The following is an 18,482-nucleotide window of genomic DNA, read 5'->3' as shown; positions in this document are numbered from 1 at the left end:
CGCCGAGCGGGCGACGGCCGAACCAACGAACCTGAACACCCGTCAACCCCTCCTGACCAGCTGATCAGCATCTCTCGCGCAGCGGGGGAACCTCAGGGACGGTCGCTCGCCTGGCTGCGGCGCGCTCTTCCAGTTTCACCGAGATGCTCCGGCGGCTCCAGTTTGTGACGCCTCTTTCGCGACGATCTGGACTGGCCCCGTGAGTGACGAGTCAGAAGGGCCAGGTGGAGCCATTCTCGGCCACCTTCACGGAAAGCGATCTTCACAGATCGAGGTCGCTTCGAGGCGCCCCATCAGTCCCAAATGGCGTCGCCATAGCCAGGCCAGGTCGTTGAACCAGACCCGGCCCGGTATCTCGGGTGACTTCGGTCGGCGGGCGAAGCGTCTGCATGCCTTGGCGAGAGCAGCGGCCCGCTGACGCAAGCGCAGCAGAACCAGCGAACCGGCCCGGCCGACCTGCACTCTTCACGATGCACACGGCCCAGTGGGGCACTCAGACAGAGCATGCCCGATCTCGGGCGGCCGGCGCTTGCCGAAGTTCCTTCTCATACAACTGGGCAAGTTGGCGATGGCCAGTGACAGAGCCGCGACCCAAGACGCAAGCAATCAGGCCACAAGTCGTTGGATCAGCGCACAAAATTCTTCCCCCGGACCTATCGGCAGGCACCATGCATGCCTGACCTGCGATTACTCACATCAGACTCCAGGAGCAGCCTCGTGATCAACTTACTATCCCTGACAGAAGGTTGACGAGATATGGGTTTAACGCGAAAATTTTATGCATGAACCCACAGCTGTGGCTCGATGCGTTCATGGAGCGCAATGCGGTGGACCTGGCGCGGATGCGTGACTACTGCGAACAGAGCCTCGCTGTCGCGATGGAGGCAGAGCGGAAGAAGCGCCCAACCCCCAAGAAGGTGCAGGGGACAGTGGTGGCTATGGAGATGCGGGATCGCGTCCTGCTCGCCGCCGACAACCCGGTGTTCGGATCGGGCAAGTTCACCCTCGTGGAAAAGTCGAACCGCTCAGTGTGTCTCCGCGAGAAGCGCACTGGCCACGAAATACGCGTCCGCAAAGCCAAAGAGCCGCCCATTGTCAACACAGCGGCGTACCGGCCTCCCGACGTCCATCAGCCCCCGATCTTCGATGCCGACGGCGACGGTCTGGATTCCGGCCTGACCCCCGTCCTTGTCTGGCACATCGATCCGAGCGACCTCATGGCCGATTTTAGGGCGGTCGTCGTGGACGACCTTGAGGAGCTCAACCACTCTCCGATGACTGTCTGCGCGTCGAGGGAGGTGCCTCTTCTCGCCACTCTGCAGGACGCTAACGTTGCGACCGCCGCCAGTGCGGTGAACGACGACTTCGACGACCTGGTCGACCGGCGCCGCCCTCGGGAAGCCGACGGAACAGGGGCTACACCCTCTCAGGTGTAGCCCCTCACAGATAGACAATGGAGATGGGCTGCTGTGGCTGAAAAGATCGTCGTCTACGGATATCGGATCCGTCAGGCACGGACGATCCGCCACAGCCCCATCAAGCCTCTCGCCCAGATGCTAGATATTTCCCCCTCTGCGTGGACCGCACTCGAACGCTCGACATCCACGGACATGCCTCGCCTTAAGCTCAGGACTCTCGCGACCCGCTTGAGATTTCCTGCCAAATTCTTCTCCCAGCCTCCGGGACTGCCCATCCACCGCGGTTCCCTGCTCTTCCGCAGCAAGAAGTCGATCAAGGTGGCACAGATCGACGCCCTCACCACCTTGGCCGAGATGATCGTTGAGCTGCTGGCCGCCCTCGGCGAACACGCCACACAGCCCCCTCTTCGTCTGCCGATGGCACTGCATCAGGGCATCAGCCCCGAAGAGGCTGCCCGGCAGACCCGTCAGGCGCTCGACCTTCCCGAATCCGAGCCGATCCCCCACGTTATCCACACGCTGGAGCGCGCCGGCGTACCCGTTGCCGTCGCCGACGTCGACATGCCAGACGCCAGACACGACGCCTTCTCCGTATGGGGTGGGGACTTCCATGAGCAGCCCCTGATCGTCGCACGGCCGGTGAACTCGTGGGAGCGCACGCGTTGGTCGATCGCCCATGAGGCTGGCCACCTGATCCTGCATCGCGGAACCACGGGCGAGGTAGACGAAGAAGCCGCCAACCGCTTCGCCAACGAGTTCCTGCTTCCCGCTGACATGCTCCGCGAAGAGTGGCCTGGTGCCGTCACACTTACATCCCTGATGCCGCTGAAGCAACGCTGGAAGATGTCACTCGCAGCGATCATCACGCATGGCAAGCATCTCAGGCTCATCGAAGAGCACCGCGCCACGGGCCTCTTCAAGCAGCTCTCCGCACGCCGCGATCCCCACACCGGAGTCACCTGGCGAATCCAGGAACCCGGATGGGCTGACCTGGAACCCGAGCGGCCACGCCTCCTCGCCGTCATGGCTGAACGCGGCCTAGAGCAACGACCTACTCCGGACCTCTTCACCACCCTCACCGGCGGCTGGGCCCCCGACCTGATGGAACAGATCACCTCTGGCCTGAGGGAAGCCCCCTCAGTAGTCCAGGAGCATGCCAAGACAGCACAGCCCTCGCGCCCCAGCAACGTCATCACACTACGTCGAGCCTGAACAGGTTCTGCCGCCTCAACGACACGCTTCAACCACGTAACAAGCGACCGGTTCAGGCCAGGGTTGGTTAACGGGGCCCGCCACGACAGGACATGACATGACAGTGCCCCAACCGAAACGGCTGGGGCACACTGGGAAGATCACACGCTTACGCCAAGGCTCTCAGCGCCGCCGCGGAGGCAACCAGACCCGAGTGCTCCAGAGAATCGATCACGTCGGCCACGACCGCGTCCGGAGGAGTCCTCCAGCTGTCCGCTATCCGCTGGATCTCCGCGTACACAAGCTTCGGCGACAGATCGATCTGGGCCTCGACGAACGAGTCCGGATGCACTGCCTGCACATCCCACGGCGACAGCTTGTCCACCGGGAAATCCTTCAGATTCGACGTCACGATCACCTGGGCCTTCGCCCGGATCGCGGCAGCGAGTACGTGCCGGTCATCCGGGTCCGGCAACTCCACTACCTTGATCAGCGGCTCGTACCCTGTGACAAGTACATCCCGGATGGCTCCAGCCATCCGCTCCCGAGTCCGGTCCAGCTTTTCCGGGTCGAGATCGGGTCGGTTCTCCTTCAGGTTGCGGAACGTCTCATCGAGGATCTGGTCCGTCCACTTCGCCTGCACCAGGCCAGCCTGCGCAACACGGATCAGCACATCGCGCAGGGTGCTCGGATAAAGGACGTTGGCGTCGTAGACGGCGATGAAAGCCATGACCTAGATCATTCCCATCTCCTGGCCGAGCTGGGTGAGCTCATCAGCCACCAGCCGGCGACGGCGGTCGTCGCGATGCTTGTACTCCAGCAGGGACGACGCGGTAATTCTGCGATGTGTACCAACGGTTCGGAACTCGATCTCCCCGGCCTCCAGCAGGCCGACAAGGAAGGGCCTGGACACGTTCAGCATGTCGGCAGCCTGCTGAGTGGTCAGCTCTGCGTCGGAAGGCACGACGGACACGGCCCTACCGGCGCCAAGGTGTGCGAGCAGTGAGGCCAAGAGTTCGACGGCCTCACGGGGAAGGGCCAAGGGCTCACGGTCAACCTCGTCCTGAACAGTCACGTTGATCTGAGAAAGGTTTTTGTGTTCCGCCAGGTAGCGGCGGACCCGAGTGAGGGCGTGGGTAGCGGTTTCCTGCTTGTCGTCCGGCAGACGGACCGGACGGATATCAGTCTTGGACATGTGGTCGCCCCTAGGTGGTGTGCGGGCAGGCCAGCGAAGGGGAGTCCGCCGCAGTGTTCATGCAAGGGACTGCAGGCAACGGGCTGGCGAGGCGAGTGGAGCGATGGAGAGGCTCCGGCGAGGTGGCAGCCCCCTTAGTCGCAGTCGAATCGTCGTGTCTATCGCTGTCTCACACCACCCAGTATCCGCAATAACTGAAATAAGCGCAACAGGCGAAACGCCCGACCGGAATCAGAGCAGGGCTATCGGCCACCCCATGTCAGCGAGGACCTCAGGTGCTCCAAGCCCTCAAGTGCAGCCTTGGCCGGTTCACCCCCGCGCCGACGGGGATCATGAGGAGCACACTGAAGCGCGTCCTCGGAGATTACGATCACCCCCGCGAACCTGAAGGAACTGTTGCCATCCTCTCGACGTCAGCTCCGAGTGATCGCCCACGAGCGATGCTCGGCCTCAGCCCTTCCCCGGCGGGCGACGAGAGAGGCAGGGCCAAGACTGCATATCTGGAAGAGAGCTCCTGGCGCCAGCTCCCTCGCTCGTACCACCTACCTCAGACCCCTGCCCCACGCGCCGCCGACGGGCCGACTTCAGTTCGGGCAGTTTCTGTGAGCCGGACCGGATGTCATCCCGCCGAGACGATGGACACCATCTGAACGCGATCTTGACCGGTTAGGCAAGGACATGCCAACAGATAGCTCGTTGGAGAATGCCTCCAGGACACTCCCCGGTACTTCCGGCCTCAGGAGGGCCTCAACACACGGCCATCTCGCACCGACGTCAGGCCGGGCACATCCCACTGACTGTACGCCCGGACGGATCCGCGCAGGTCAGAAGGGCATCAGTCCACTCAGACAACAGCGGCTCTCAACTCGCGAGCAGCGGATTCAGTCCGTTCAGGCAAAGTTGACGCTCCGACACCCAAAAAATAAACGTTTCCGCAGGTCAGGGACCTGCACAGGTGGGGCGGGTGGGACTCGAACCCACGGCCGGCGGATTATGAGTCCGCTGCTCTAACCGGCTGAGCTACCGCCCCTTTACGGCGCGTCGCGCACAGGTGTGCGCGCCGTCTGCCGCAGCATAGCCGCTCATACGATCTCCTGCTTCGGATGGTCGACTTCGCCTGCCCTGTAGGACCTCACCTGGGGCGCAGCGGTTCCCACGGCCATGAAAAAGGACCCCGATGGGGTCCACGGGGTCCTCGTTCGCACTGCTCTCCCGACTGGACTCGAACCAGTAACCTGCCGGTTAACAGCCGGCTGCTCTGCCAATTGAGCTACGGAAGACCGAAGCTCCCCCGACTGGACTCGAACCAGTAACCTGCCGGTTAACAGCCGGCTGCTCTGCCAATTGAGCTACAGGGGATTGCCTCGTTTGCATCGAACGTAGCTCCCTGGGTATTCGCCAGAGGGCGTGCGCTCGCTGCGACACATACATTAGCGCAAGCAGGGGGGTGCTCCGCCAATCGGTAACCCGCCTGCGACCGACGCCGCCGCAAAGGACCGACTCACAAGAGGAAGGGTGGCCCCATGCGCTACCGGCTCACGTTCGTCGTCGGACTGGCTCTGGGATACGTGCTCGGCACACGCGCCGGGCGCGAGCGCTACGAGCAACTGAGGAAGACCGCCCGGCGGGTCTCGCAGAACCCGGCGGTGCGCAACACCGCCGAATCGGCGGCCCTGCAGGGCCGGCAGTTCGCCGGGAAGGCGTTCAACGTGGTGAGCGAGAAGGTCGGTGACCGGGTCCCCGACTCGGTCTCCGAGCGGGTGCGCTCCCTGCGCGAACGCAACGCGAACGGCACCCGCACCGAGGACGACTGGGGCACGAGCAACACGTAGCGGTACGTGTACGAGCTACGTCTGCCCCGACCGACCTCGGGGGCGCGGGGCTGTGACATCGCGGCTCCGCCGCGGTGCGCGACCGGCCCCCACGCGCCCGCAGACGGAGGACGACGGGCCCTCAACGACGCCCACGGCCCGAGCCGGCGCGGCGATACGGCAGAATTTCCGCCATGGGGATAGTCGCCGGGTTGGACAGTTCGCCCGATTTCACACGCATCGTCGTCTGCGACGCGGACAGCGGAGCCGTACTCCGGCAGGGGTACGCCCCGCATCCGCTGGACGGCCCGGCGGAGGGCTCCCGGCCTTCGGACGTCGACCCGCAGGCCTGGCTGCTCTCCCTGGGCGAGGCCGCGGGCGGCGGCCTCCTGGAGGGCGTCCAGGCCATCGGTGTGTCCGCACAGCAGAACGGGCTCGTCCCGGTGGACAGCCAGGGCAACACCATCCGCCCCGCGATGGTCGGCGGGGACAAGCGTGCCCAGGTCGCCGCCGCCGATCTCGTCGACGCGCTCGGCGGGCGGGAGGCCTGGGCGCAGGCCGTGGGGTCGGTTCCGCAGGCGGCGCAGCCCGTGACGAAGCTGCGCTGGCTGGCGAGGACCGAACCAGAGGCCGCCGCGCGCACCGCGATGCTGCTCCAGGCGCACGACTGGCTGGTGTGGCAGCTGCTCGGCAGACCCGCCCGCCGGACCACCGACCGGGGCGGCGCCTCCAGTACCGGTTACTGGTCGGCGGCGACCGGCGCGTACCGGCCGGATCTGGTGGAGCTGGCGCTCGGCCACCAGGCGATGCTGCCCGATGTGCTCGGGCCGTGGGAGGCGGCGGGGACGACGCCCGAGGGGCTGCTGATCTCGGCGGGCACGGGCGAGACCATGGCGGCGGCCTTCGGCCTCGGCATCGGTCTCGGGGACGCGGTGGTCTCGCTCGGCGCCTCCGGCTCCGTGATGGCCGTCCACCACGAGGCGCTGGTCGACTCCTCCGGGATGATCACCTCGCTCGCGGACGCGACCGGCTTGCACCTGCCGGTCGTCACCACGCTCAATGCCGTACGGGCCCTGCGCGGGGCCGCCGAGCTGCTGGGCGTACCCGACCTGGAGGCCCTCTCCGATCTGGCGATGAAGTCGACCCCGGGCTCCCACGGGCTGGTCATGCTGCCGTATCTGGAGGGTGAGCGGACGCCGAATCTGCCGCACACGGCGGGGACGCTGGCCGGGCTGCGGCGCGAGTCGATGAAGCCCGAGCATCTGGCGCGGGCCGCCTTCGAGGGCATGCTGTGCGGGCTCGCGGACGCCCTGGACGTGCTGCGCAAGCGGGGCGTGGAGGTGCGGCGGATCTTCCTGCTCGGCCAGGCCGCGGAGCTGAGTGCGGTGCAGGCGTGCGCGCCCGCGCTGCTCGGTACGCAGGTCGTGGTGCCGCAGCCCGCGGACTACGCGGCGATCGGCGCGGCCCGGCAGGCCGCCTGGGCGCTCGGTGTCCAGCAGGGCACGGTCCAGCCGGGTCTGCCGCCCGTCTGGCAGGGTGCCGCCGCGCAGGTCCTGGAGCCGGGCGAGGAGCTGGCGGTGGGGCAGGCGGTGCGGCAGCAGTACGTGTCGGTGCGCAAGCAGACCCACCCGGGAGCCTTCCGGGCCTGAGCCGCACGAAGGAGCGGCCGGACGGGGCCGGCCTACGACTTCGGGCCGAGGGACGCTCCGCTCTTGGCCCTCTCTTGGGTTAATCAGTTGAGGTAACACGGGGGGAGTGTCCGACGATGGGGGCCAAGGGCAACCAACCGCCCCGCCGCCGACCCCGAGAGACCCAGCGTGCTCATAAGACTTCTGCGTACCTATTTCAGGCCCTACAGGAAACCCATCGGCCTGCTCGTCCTGCTGCAGTTCCTGCAGACCTGCGCCACGCTCTTCCTGCCCACCTTGAACGCCGACATCATTGACAACGGTGTCATCAAGGGCGACACCGGTTACATCCTGTCCTTCGGTGCCCTGATGATCGGCATCTCGCTGGCTCAGGTCGTCTGCAACATCGGCGCCGTCTACTACGGCGCCCGGACGGCCTCCGCGGTCGGCCGGGATCTGAGGGCCGCCGTCTTCGACCGGGTGCAGTCGTTCTCCGCGCGTGAGCTGGGCCATTTCGGGGCGCCCTCCCTGATCACCCGTACGACGAACGACGTCCAGCAGGTGCAGATGCTGGCCCTGATGACGTTCACGCTGCTGGTGTCGGCGCCGATCATGTGCGTGGGCGGCATCGTGCTGGCGCTCGGCCTGGACGTGCCGCTGTCCGGGGTGCTGCTCGCCGTCGTCCCGGTGCTCGGGATCTCGGTCAGTCTCATCGTGCGCCGGCTGCGGCCCCTGTTCCGGACGATGCAGGTGCGCCTGGACACGGTGAACCGGGTGCTGCGCGAGCAGATCACCGGCAACCGCGTCATCCGTGCCTTCGTACGCGACTCGTACGAACAGGAGCGCTTCCGGAAGGCGAACACCGACCTCACCGAGGTGTCGCTGGGCACCGGGCGGATGCTGGCGCTGATGTTCCCGATCGTCATGACGGTGGTGAACGTCTCGTCGATCGCGGTGGTGTGGTTCGGTGCCCACCGGATCGACAGCGGCGACATGCAGATCGGCGCGCTGACCGCGTTCCTCGCCTATCTCATGCAGATCGTGATGTCCGTGATGATGGCCACCTTCATGTTCATGATGGTGCCGCGCGCGGAGGTGTGCGCCGAGCGCATCCAGGAGGTGCTGGAGACCTCCAGCAGTGTGGTCCCGCCGAAGGCTCCCGTGCTGGAGCTGCGGCGGCACGGTCATCTGGAGCTGCGCGGGGCCGGCTTCCGCTACCCGGGCGCCGAGGAGCCGGTCCTGAAGGCCGTCGACCTGGTGGCGCTGCCCGGCGAGACGACCGCGGTGATCGGTTCGACCGGCAGCGGCAAGTCGACCCTTCTCGGCCTGGTCCCCCGGCTGTTCGACGTCACCGACGGCGAGGTGCTGGTGGACGGCGTCGACGTACGCACGGTCGAGCCGCGGCTGCTGGCGCGCACGGTGAGTCTCGTACCGCAGAAGCCGTATCTGTTCGCGGGGACGGTGGCCACCAACCTGCGGTACGGGAATCCGGACGCGACGGACGAGGAGTTGTGGCACGCGCTGGAGGTGGCGCAGGCCAAGGGGTTCGTGGAGGGGCTTGAGAACGGTCTCGACGCCTCCATCGCGCAGGGCGGCACGAACGTGTCCGGCGGTCAGCGGCAGCGGCTCGCCATCGCCCGGACCCTCGTACAGCGTCCCGAGATCTACCTCTTCGACGACTCCTTCTCCGCGCTCGACTACGCGACGGACGCGGCGCTGCGTGCGGCGCTCGCGCGGGAGACCGCCGAGGCGACCGTCGTGATCGTCGCCCAGCGGGTGTCGACCATCCGCGACGCCGACCGGATCGTGGTCCTCGACGAGGGCCGGGTCGTCGGGACCGGCCGCCATCACGAGCTGATGGCGGACAACGAGACCTATCGGGAGATCGTGCTCTCGCAGCTGACGGAAGCGGAGGCAGCCTGATGGCCGGGCCCATGGGGCGCATGATGGCCGGGTCGGGACCCGATCATCACTCGATGGATTTCAAGGAGTCCGGCAAACGGCTGCTGGCGCAGTTCAAGCCGCAGCGCGCCACGCTGTACGTGATGCTCGCCGCCGTGGTCTGCAGTGTGGCTCTGTCGGTCCTGGGGCCGAAGATCCTGGGGCGGGCCACCGACCTGGTCTTCGCCGGGGTCGTCGGGCGGGAGCTGCCCGCCGGGCAGTCGAAGGCCGAGGTGCTCGCGGCGATGCGGGAGCGCGGCGACGGCGGTATGGCCGACATGCTCTCGGGCACGGACTTCACACCGGGCCGGGGCATCGACTTCGACGCGGTCGGCGAGGTCCTGGGGGTCGCCCTGGTGGCGTTCCTGCTGGCCGGCCTGCTGATGGCGATGGCGACGCGGCTGGTGAACCGGGCCGTCAACCTGACGATGTACAAGATGCGCGAGGACGTGCAGACGAAGCTGTCGCGGCTGCCGCTGTCGTACTTCGACAAGCGTCAGCGCGGTGAGGTACTCAGCCGCGCCACGAACGACATCGACAACATCGGGCAGACCCTCCAGCAGTCGATGGGCCAGCTCGTGAACTCGCTGCTGACCATCGTCGGCGTGCTGATCATGATGTTCTACGTGTCGTGGCTGCTCGCGCTCGTCGCGCTGGTCACCGTGCCCCTGTCGTTCGTCGTCGCGACCCGGGTGGGCAAGCGGTCGCAGCCGCACTTCGTGCAGCAGTGGCGGACCACCGGCAAGCTCAACGCGCACATCGAGGAGATGTACACCGGGCACAACCTGGTGAAGGTCTTCGGACGGCAGGACGAGTCGGCGGCGCGGTTCGCCGAGGAGAACGACAAGCTGTACGAGGCCGGGTTCCGGGCGCAGTTCAACAGCGGGGTCATGCAGCCGCTGATGATGTTCGTGTCGAACCTGAACTATGTGCTGGTGGCGGTGGTGGGCGGGCTGCGCGTCGCGTCCGGCTCACTGTCCATCGGTGACGTACAGGCCTTCATCCAGTACTCCCGGCAGTTCTCCATGCCGCTCACGCAGGTCGCCTCGATGGCGAACCTCGTGCAGTCCGGAGTCGCGTCGGCCGAGCGGGTCTTCGAGCTGCTGGACGCCGAGGAGCAGGAGGCCGACCCGGTGACGGGGACGCGTCCGACGGAGCTGCGGGGCCGGGTGGCCCTTGAGGGGGTCTCCTTCCGGTACGACCCGGAGAAGCCGCTCATCGAGGACCTGTCACTGTCGGTGGAGCCGGGGCACACGGTCGCGATCGTGGGCCCGACGGGCGCCGGCAAGACAACCCTCGTGAACCTGCTGATGCGCTTCTACGAGACCACCGGCGGCCGGATCACCCTCGACGGCGTCGACATCGCCACGATGTCCCGCGACGAACTGCGGGCCGGTATCGGCATGGTGCTGCAGGACACGTGGCTGTTCGGGGGCACGATCGCGGACAACATCGCGTACGGGGCCTCATCCGAGGTCACTCGCGGGGAGGTCGAGGAGGCGGCTCGGGCCGCGCACGCGGACCGGTTCGTGCGGACGCTGCCCGACGGTTACGACACCGTCATCGACGACGAGGGGGCGGGGGTCAGCGCCGGTGAGAAGCAGCTCATCACGATCGCTCGGGCGTTCCTGTCCGATCCGGTGATCCTCGTTCTCGACGAGGCGACGAGTTCCGTGGACACGCGGACCGAGGTACTCATCCAGAAGGCGATGGCGAAGCTCGCGCATGGGCGGACGTCGTTCGTCATCGCTCACCGTCTGTCGACGATTCGCGACGCCGACACGATTCTCGTCATGGAGGACGGGGCGATCGTGGAGCAGGGGGCGCACGCGGATCTGCTGGCGGCGGGGGGTGCGTACGCCCGCCTGTACCAGGCGCAGTTCGCGCAGGCGGTGGTGGAGGTGGACTGAGGGGGCTTGTCTCTGCCCGCCGCCCCCACCTGCCTCGGGGGCTCCGCCCCCGAACCCCCGGTCCTCAAACGCCGGACGGGCTGAATCCGTTTCAGCCCGTCCGGCGTTTGAGGACGAAGGGGGGCGAGGGGGCGCAGCCCCCATGCGTGACGGGAACGGGTAGGGGCGGCGGGGGCGAGGAAAGCCCTTAGTCCAAGTAGCCCCGCAGCTGGTCCGCGAACGCGTGGTCGCGGAGTTTGTTCAGGGTCTTGGACTCGATCTGGCGGATGCGTTCGCGCGTGACGCCGAAGATCCGTCCGATCTCCTCAAGGGTGCGGGGCCGCCCGTCGGCCAAGCCGTACCGGAGCTGGACGACCTTCCGCTCACGCTCGCCGAGCGTGGACAGCACCGCCTCCAGATGCTCCCGCAGGAGCAGGAAGGCGGCCGACTCCACGGGGCTCGTCGCGTCCCCGTCCTCGATCAGGTCACCGAGGGCGACGTCGTCCTCCTCCCCTACCGGCGCATGGAGGGACACCGGCTCCTGCGCCAGCCGCAACACCTCGCTGACCCGCTCCCCGGTCAGGTCGAGATGCGCGGCGACCTCCTCCGGCGTCGGCTCGTACCCCCGCTCCTGGAGCATGCGGCGCTGCACCCGGACGACGCGGTTGATGAGTTCGACCACGTGGACGGGGACCCGGATCGTGCGGGCCTGGTCGGCGAGGGCCCGGGACATGGCCTGGCGGATCCACCAGGTCGCGTACGTGGAGAACTTGTACCCGCGGGCGTAGTCGAACTTCTCGACCGCCCTGATCAGCCCCAGATTGCCTTCCTGGACCAGGTCGAGCATGGTCAGCCCGCGCCCCACGTACCGCTTGGCGACGGAGACGACGAGACGCAGGTTGGCCTCGATGAGGCGGCGTTTGGCCATCCGGCCCATGACCACCAGTTTGTCCAGATCCAGGGCGAGTTGGCTGTCGAGGTCGATGGCTTGCCGGAGTTTCTCCTCGGCGAAGAGGCCCGCTTCGACCCGGCGGGCGAGATCGACCTCCTCCACCGCGGTGAGGAGCGGGATCCGGCCGATCTCCCGCAGGTACTGGCGGAACAGGTCGGAGGACGGCCCGCCGGTGTCCGCGCGCCCGCGCGGCGCTTCCACCGGCTCCGGCGTCTCGGTCTCGCTCTCCACGAGGACGGCGGCGGGCGGCTCCGGCGTACTCTCCGGCTCCGGCGCGCTCTCCTGCTCCGGCGCGCTCTCGGGGTGGCGTGCGGCTCGGTTCTGCGCCGGTACGGCCGCGAGGGCATCGGCGTCCGTGTCCGTGTGCGCGGGGGGCGCGGGGGGCGTGCTGTTGTCGGTCAGGGTCTGGGTCTGCACGGGGGCGACCTCCAGGAATGTCGCTGCTGAGGCGTGCGGCAGCGGGACGGGGACGACGGCCTTGCCGCTGTCCGTCCCGAACACGTTGAGCGGAACCGCGGGGACATCGGACCCGTCGCGTTCGGGTCGGCCGCGCTCCGAGGACTCAGGCACCGGAACCCAGTGTGGAGTACGACACATCCCCGCCACGAGGGGCGTGCGGTGACTTTCTGAGTCCTGTCCGTGACTGCCCGGTTACCCTCGCGAGGAGTATGTGCGCTTGTGTGCACCCTGATCTGGGACGTTCGCCGAGGTGTCCGGTTCCCGGTACGGGGCCCGCCGCTTCGACCCGCTCAGAGCGCGGCCGGGCCCTTCTCGCGCAGCGCCTGGTCGTACTGCTGGAGCACCCACAGCTCGTTCTGCACGGCGGCCAGCTGGGCCGGGTCGCCCTGTGCGCTGGCGCGCGCGAGTGCGCCCTGGACGTCGCGGATCCGGCGCTCGACGGCTCGCCGGCGGACGGTCACCAGCTGCTCTCCGGCGTAGGCCTCGTCGACGGTCTTGCGCATGATGGCCTCGACGGCGAGCTCCGTGACCATGGCGCGAACCACGTCGTCCCGGGCGGCCTCACGGACCTGTACGAGGTATTCCTGCGGGTCCTGGACGCCGTACTCCGCACCGCCCGCTTCCATGATCGTCTCGCGGACGGCCGCGTACGGCGCGGCGGTGAACTCGTCCACCCCATACGCGTCGAAGGCCGGGCTGACCAGGTCGGGGCGCTGCAGAGCCAGCTTGAGCAGTTCGCGCTCGGTGGCGAACACCGGGTTGCGCAGGGTCAGGGCCGGGCCCGAAGGGGGCCTGGGGCCGCTGCTGTCGTACTGCTGCGGGGCGCGGCCGTTGCCCGTCGGCGCGGGGCCCTTGCCGCCGCGGTCGCGGGCCCAGCGGGCCAGCTGGGCGACCCGCTTGACGACGAACTGCGTGTCGAGGATGCCGAGCATGCCGGCGAGCTGGACGGCGACCTCGTGCTGGGCGCCGGTGTTCTTGATACGGGCCACGATGGGCGCGGACTCGTCGAGCGCGGCGGCGCGGCCCGCCGGGGTCTCCAGGTCGTAGCGGGCGACGATCTGGCGCAGGGCGAACTCGAAGAGCGGGGTGCGCGGTTCGACCAGGTCGGCGACGGCCGCGTCGCCCTTGGCGAGGCGCAGCTCGCAGGGGTCCATGCCGTCCGGGGCGATCGCGATGTATGTCTCGGCGGCGAACTTCTGGTCGTCCTCGAAGGCGCGCAGGGCGGCCTTCTGGCCGGCCGAGTCCCCGTCGAAGGTGAAGATCACCCGCGCCGAGCCGTTGTCCATCAGGAGCCGTCTCAGGATCTTGATGTGGTCGTTGCCGAAGGCCGTGCCGCAGGTCGCGATGGCGGTGGTGATGCCGGCGAGGTGGCAGGCCATGACGTCGGTGTAGCCCTCGACGACGACGGCCCGGCTGCTCTTGGCGATGTCCTTCTTGGCGAGGTCGATGCCGTAGAGGACCTGGGACTTGCGGTAGATCGGCGTGTCCGGCGTGTTCAGGTACTTCGGGCCGTTGTCCGACTCGTAGAGCTTGCGGGCGCCGAAGCCGACGACCTCGCCGCCGATGTCGCGGATCGGCCACATCAGACGGCCGCGGAAGCGGTCGATGGGGCCGCGGCGGCCCTCCTGGGCGAGGCCGGAGAGCAGCAGCTCCTTGTCGGTGAAGCCCTTGCCGCGCAGGTGACGGACGAGGTGGTCCCAGCCCTGGGGGCTGTAGCCGACGCCGAAGTGTGTGGCGGCCGACTGGTCGAAGCCGCGCTCGGCGAGGAACGTGCGCCCGGTGTCGGCCTCCGAGCCGGTGTCGAGCTGCTCGACGTAGAACTTCGCGGCGGCCTGGTGGGCCTCGACCAGGCGGATCCGCTCGCCGCGCTGGTGGGAGGGGTTGTAGCCGCCCTCCTCGTACCGGAGGGTGATGCCCGCCTGGCCCGCGAGGCGCTCGACCACCTCCGAGAAGGAGAGGTGGTCGACCTTCATCACGAAGGTGATGGTGTCGCCGCCCTCCTGGCAGCCGAAGCAGTGGAAGAGCCCCTTGCTCGGGCTGACCTGGAAGGAGGGCGACTTCTCGTCGTGGAAGGGGCAGAGACCTTTGAGGTTTCCGCCGCCCGCGTTGCGCAGCTGGAGGTATTCGGACACCACGGCGTCGATCGGGACCGCGTCCCGAACAGCCTTCACGTCCTCGTCGTTGATCCTTCCAGCCACGCGCCGAGTCTACGGGGACGGTGTGACACTGGAGTCCCCCCGAGACCCTGCGTCGGTCACGGGACCAGGCTGTCCAGTGGAACGTGCGGGTCCGCGAGCGCCTCGGTGTCCACCTGGACCCCCGTGCGGATCAGCTGCTGGATCGGATCTGTGACGTCCCACACATTCACGTTCATCCCGGCCAGCACGCGCCTCTCCTTGACCCAGAAGGCGATGAATTCGCGCTTGCTCGCGTCTCCCCGGATCACCACTTGGTCGTACGTCCCCGGGGGCGCCCAGCCCGAGTACTCAAGCCCTACGTCGTACTGGTCGGAGAAGAAGTAGGGCACCCTGTCGTACGTCGTTCCGCGGCCCAGCATCGCGCGGGCCGCCGCCGGGCCGCCGTTCAGCGCGTTCGCCCAGTGCTCGACGCGCAGCCGCGTGCCGAACAGGGGGTGTGGGAAGGCCGCCACGTCACCGGCCGCGTAGATGTCGGGGTCGGAGGTGCGCAGGTGCTCGTCGACCGCGATGCCGCCGCCGTGCGCCCGGTCGGCGATCTCCAGGCCCGCCGCCTCGGCGAGGCCGGTGCGCGGGGCCGCGCCGATCGCGGCCAGGACGTCGTGCGCGGGGTGTTCCTCGCCGTCGTCGGTGAGGGCCGCCAGGACCAGGCCGTCGTGGCCGGTGATCTCGGTGAGGCGGGCGCCGAAGTGGAAGCGGACACCACGCTCGCGGTGCAGTTCGGCGAAGATCTCGCCCAGCTCGGGACCGAGCACTCCGTGCAGGGCGGTCTGCTCGGGCTCGACGACGGTGACCTCGGCCCCGTACTCACGGGCCGCCGCAGCGATCTCCAGGCCGATCCAGCCGGCGCCCGCGATGACCAGGTGGCCGTTGTCGCGGCCGAGGGCGGCCAGGACCTGCTTGAGGCGCTCGGAGTGGGCGAGGCGCCGCAGGTGGTGGACTCCGACGAGGTCCGTGCCCGGGATGTCGAGACGGCGCGGTTCGGCGCCGGTCACGAGCAGCAGTTTGTCGTAGTGGACGAGCGTGCCGTCGTCACCGAAGCGGACGGTCCGCGCGGTCCGGTCGATCGCGTCGACGGTCTGGCCGAGGTGCAGCTCGACGTCGTTCTGCGCGTACCAGGCGGGCTCGTGGACGAAGACGCTGTCGCGCTCCTCCTTGCCGAGCAGATATCCCTTGGACAGCGGCGGCCGTTCGTACGGGTGGTCCCGTTCGTCGCAGATCAGTATCACCCGGCCGTTGAAGCCCTCCGCCCGGAGAGTCTCGGCCGCCTTGGCGCCGGCCAGGCCTCCTCCGACAATGACGAATGTCTGATCTGCGTCGACCACTTGATGCCTCCTCGTTACGGTGTCGCCACCTGCGAGCGTCCCGCACGCAGCGTGATGGGGGAAGAGGGAGCGGCCCCTTCAGGCCACGCAGGGTCACGTCCGCCCCTCTGGACGTCACACCCGCACCCTGAGCCTCGCATGCAGTGATCGTGCGGCGGCGTCCGTGAGCGAGGAGATCTGGTCGACGATCACCCGCTTGCGGGCACGGTCGTCGCACGCCTCGTCGAACAAGGCTCGAAACTGCGGGTCGAGGCCTTCCGGCGCCCGCGCGGTGAGCGCCTCGGCCAGCTCGGCGACGACGACCCGCTGGTCGGCGCGGAGCAGCTCCTGCTCGGCGCGCTGCATGACGTACCGGTCGGCGACGGCCTTGAGCACCGCGCACTCCAGGCGCGCCGCGCGCGGGACCACCAGCTCGGCGGCGTACCGCGTGAGCCTGCCCGTCCCGTGTCTCGCGCGCGTGGCGCTCTCGGCGGCGAGACAGAACCGGCCGATGAGCTGGCTGGTGGCGTCCTTCAGCCGGCCCTGGGCGACGGCCGAGCCGTCGTAGCCGTGCGGCCACCACTTCTGGCCGAGGAGCCGGTCGAGGGCCGCCGACAGCTCGGCGGGGTCGGTGTCCGCCGCCACGTACCGCCCGACGGCGACCTGGAAGATCTCTCGGCGCTCCGGCTCCGCGTGCAGGCAGTTCGGGTCGATGTGACCCGCGTGCAGACCGTCCTCCACGTCGTGCACCGAATACGCCACGTCGTCGGCCCAGTCCATGACCTGGGCCTCGAAGGTGGTGCGGGTGCCGGGGGCGCCCTCGCGGATCCAGTCGAAGACGGGGCGGTCGTCCTCGTAGACCCCGAACTTCGAGGAGTCCGGGTCGGTGGGGTGGGCGCCGCGCGGCCAGGGGTACTTCGTGGCGGCGTCGAGGGTGGCGCGGGTGAGGTTGAGGCCGACGCTGACCAGGTCGTCACCGTCCGCGAGGGCCGCCGACGGGCCGGCCGGGCCGCGCACGAAACGCTTGGGCTCGATGCGGGTGAGGAGTCTGAGCGACTGGGCGTTGCCCTCGAAGCCGCCGCAGTCCTCGGCGAACTCGTTCAGCGCCTGTTCTCCGTTGTGCCCGAACGGCGGGTGGCCCAGGTCGTGGGAGAGGCAGGCCGCCTCCACGAGGTCCGGGTCGCAGCCGAGGGCGGCGCCCAGCTCGCGGCCGACCTGGGCGCACTCCAGGGAGTGGGTCAGGCGGGTGCGGGGGCTCGCGTCCCAGACCTGGCTGCGTGCGCCGGGGGTGACCACCTGGGTCTTGCCCGCGAGGCGGCGGAGGGCGGAGGAGTGCAGGACGCGGGCGCGGTCGCGCTGGAAGGCGGTGCGGCCTGGGCGTTTGTCCGGCTCTGCGGCCCACCGGGCCACGGACGTGGGGTCGTAGGCCGGGGAGGTGGTCCGGTGTTCGTGTGTCTGTGGGGGGCGGGGGGTTTCGGTGCTCGTGCCTTCCATGTCTTGACAGTAAGCGGAGGGGCTGACAATTGGGACTCGCGTTTGCGCCTGCGCGCTTGCGCCTGCGCGTCTGCGGGGTTCTGGTCGCGCCGTTCCCCGCGCCCCTGAACGACTGAACGACGAAAGACCGCGCCGTTCCCCGCGCCCCTGGGGGCTGACCGTGCCGCTAGGCCGTTGCCGCCAGGGTGTGTTGCGGGGGTGCCGGGACGGCCATTGCCTGGTCGTAGCGGTGCAGGGCCAGGTAGGCCATGGCGGGGTGGGCGCCCAGGGGGGCCGATGCCAGGCCCGGAGCCGCTGCCGCGCACTCGGTGGCGAAGCGGCCGGGGGCCGTGAAGTAGGAGGCCACCGCGATGCGGGGGCGGCCCCGGGCGGTGAGCGCGCGTACGGCGTCCGCGACCGTGGGCGCGCCGGCGGAGGCGTACGCGGGTACGACGGGTACGCCGAGGCGGTTCGCGAGCAGCCTGGCGGTGTGGTGGGTGTCGACGGCCGCGTCGGGGTCGCGCGAACCGGCCGCGGCGAGCACGACCGCGCTCGCCCGGCGCGCGACGGCGTCCGGCGTGCGCCAGCCGGCCTCGACGAGCCGCTCGTACAGCGTCTCCACGAGCAGCGGGTGCGGGCCCAGCGGTCCGGCGGTCCGGGTGCGCGCCGACGACGCGGCGGCGGCCTCGGGGATGTCCCGCTTGACGTGGTGGCCGCGGCTCAGCAGCAGCGGTACGAGGACCGCGTCACCGGTGCCGAGGGCGGCGAGGGTGTCGGGCAGCAGGGGTTCGTTCAGCTCGATGTGCCCGAGGTGCACGGGCAGACCGGGGCGCAGCTCGCGGATCCGCTCCATGAGGGTCCGTACGGTGCTCAGGGCGCGCGGGTCGCGGCTGCCGTGGCCCACCAGGACGAGCGCGGGCGGGGCGGGACGCCGGGTGCCGAGCCGACTGCTTCTGTTCCGGTTCATGAGGTGCGCCGTCATGCACCAAGGGTGCCGGTACGAGGTTGCCACCCCGTTGCGCCGTG

General features: G+C 68.8%; 13 protein-coding genes and 3 tRNA genes. 6 read left to right on the top strand and 10 right to left on the bottom strand.

Annotated elements, in window-relative coordinates:
- Positions 1 to 782: 782 nt before the first annotated feature.
- Both ACIOKD_RS24205 and ACIOKD_RS24200 read left to right on the top strand, forming a co-directional pair.
- Positions 783 to 1,436, top strand: coding sequence for a hypothetical protein (locus ACIOKD_RS24205; RefSeq protein WP_402087559.1), 654 nt, complete (start codon positions 783 to 785; stop codon positions 1,434 to 1,436).
- A gap of 33 nt (positions 1,437 to 1,469) precedes the next feature.
- A complete protein-coding gene (locus ACIOKD_RS24200) occupies positions 1,470 to 2,630 on the top strand; it encodes an ImmA/IrrE family metallo-endopeptidase (protein WP_402087556.1) in 1,161 nt (386 codons plus the stop codon).
- Between the two features lie 148 nt (positions 2,631 to 2,778).
- On the opposite strand, the gene ACIOKD_RS24195 is transcribed toward ACIOKD_RS24200, so the two are convergent.
- The 5 genes from ACIOKD_RS24195 to ACIOKD_RS24175 all read right to left on the bottom strand — a co-directional run bounded on the left by ACIOKD_RS24195 (position 2,779) and on the right by ACIOKD_RS24175 (position 5,163).
- Positions 2,779 to 3,339: a PIN domain-containing protein gene (locus tag ACIOKD_RS24195; RefSeq protein WP_402087553.1), complete on the bottom strand. Its 561-nt coding sequence runs from the start codon at positions 3,337 to 3,339 to the stop codon at positions 2,779 to 2,781.
- Positions 3,340 to 3,342: 3 nt separating this feature from the next.
- A complete protein-coding gene (locus ACIOKD_RS24190) occupies positions 3,343 to 3,804 on the bottom strand; it encodes a helix-turn-helix domain-containing protein (protein WP_402087550.1) in 462 nt (153 codons plus the stop codon).
- A 956-nt stretch (positions 3,805 to 4,760) separates the two neighbouring features.
- A tRNA-Ile gene (locus ACIOKD_RS24185) sits at positions 4,761 to 4,834 on the bottom strand.
- Between the two features lie 177 nt (positions 4,835 to 5,011).
- Positions 5,012 to 5,084, bottom strand: a tRNA-Asn gene (locus ACIOKD_RS24180).
- Positions 5,085 to 5,090: 6 nt separating this feature from the next.
- Positions 5,091 to 5,163 (bottom strand) — tRNA-Asn (locus tag ACIOKD_RS24175).
- 164 nt (positions 5,164 to 5,327) lie between these two features.
- Between ACIOKD_RS24175 and ACIOKD_RS24170 the strand changes: the two genes are divergently transcribed.
- The 4 genes from ACIOKD_RS24170 to ACIOKD_RS24155 all read left to right on the top strand — a co-directional run bounded on the left by ACIOKD_RS24170 (position 5,328) and on the right by ACIOKD_RS24155 (position 11,094).
- Positions 5,328 to 5,636, top strand: coding sequence for a YtxH domain-containing protein (locus ACIOKD_RS24170; protein ID WP_402087545.1), 309 nt, complete (start codon positions 5,328 to 5,330; stop codon positions 5,634 to 5,636).
- 173 nt (positions 5,637 to 5,809) lie between these two features.
- Positions 5,810 to 7,264 (top strand): FGGY family carbohydrate kinase, encoded by a 1,455-nt coding sequence (locus ACIOKD_RS24165; RefSeq protein WP_402087541.1) that lies wholly within the window; start codon positions 5,810 to 5,812, stop codon positions 7,262 to 7,264.
- Positions 7,265 to 7,432: 168 nt separating this feature from the next.
- Positions 7,433 to 9,166, top strand: a complete 1,734-nt coding sequence (locus ACIOKD_RS24160; protein WP_402087538.1) for an ABC transporter ATP-binding protein — start codon at positions 7,433 to 7,435, stop codon at positions 9,164 to 9,166.
- Complete coding sequence (locus ACIOKD_RS24155; RefSeq protein WP_402087535.1) at positions 9,166 to 11,094, top strand: ABC transporter ATP-binding protein; 1,929 nt, start codon at positions 9,166 to 9,168, stop codon at positions 11,092 to 11,094. The genes ACIOKD_RS24160 and ACIOKD_RS24155 overlap by 1 nt, the downstream gene beginning before the upstream one ends.
- A gap of 187 nt (positions 11,095 to 11,281) precedes the next feature.
- Here the strand turns inward: ACIOKD_RS24155 and ACIOKD_RS24150 are convergent, their stop codons facing one another.
- The 5 genes from ACIOKD_RS24150 to ACIOKD_RS24130 all read right to left on the bottom strand — a co-directional run bounded on the left by ACIOKD_RS24150 (position 11,282) and on the right by ACIOKD_RS24130 (position 18,438).
- Positions 11,282 to 12,595 (bottom strand): RNA polymerase sigma factor, encoded by a 1,314-nt coding sequence (locus ACIOKD_RS24150; protein WP_402087532.1) that lies wholly within the window; start codon positions 12,593 to 12,595, stop codon positions 11,282 to 11,284.
- A 179-nt stretch (positions 12,596 to 12,774) separates the two neighbouring features.
- Positions 12,775 to 14,682: a DNA primase gene (gene dnaG / locus ACIOKD_RS24145; protein ID WP_402087529.1), complete on the bottom strand. Its 1,908-nt coding sequence runs from the start codon at positions 14,680 to 14,682 to the stop codon at positions 12,775 to 12,777.
- A gap of 56 nt (positions 14,683 to 14,738) precedes the next feature.
- On the bottom strand, positions 14,739 to 16,004 hold the full coding sequence (locus tag ACIOKD_RS24140) for an NAD(P)/FAD-dependent oxidoreductase (RefSeq protein WP_402087526.1): 1,266 nt from the start codon (positions 16,002 to 16,004) through the stop codon (positions 14,739 to 14,741).
- A gap of 114 nt (positions 16,005 to 16,118) precedes the next feature.
- Positions 16,119 to 17,477, bottom strand: a complete 1,359-nt coding sequence (locus tag ACIOKD_RS24135) for a deoxyguanosinetriphosphate triphosphohydrolase (RefSeq protein WP_402087524.1) — start codon at positions 17,475 to 17,477, stop codon at positions 16,119 to 16,121.
- A 166-nt stretch (positions 17,478 to 17,643) separates the two neighbouring features.
- Positions 17,644 to 18,438 carry a sirohydrochlorin chelatase gene (locus tag ACIOKD_RS24130; RefSeq protein WP_402087522.1) on the bottom strand — a complete coding sequence of 265 codons (795 nt, stop codon included), beginning with the start codon at positions 18,436 to 18,438 and terminating at the stop codon, positions 17,644 to 17,646.
- Positions 18,439 to 18,482: the final 44 nt, after the last annotated feature.

This window comes from Streptomyces sp. NPDC087844, assembly GCF_044742785.1.
In the GTDB taxonomy this organism is placed as follows: Bacteria; Actinomycetota; Actinomycetes; order Streptomycetales; family Streptomycetaceae; genus Streptomyces.
This window is presented reverse-complemented; position numbering and strand designations above follow the sequence as displayed.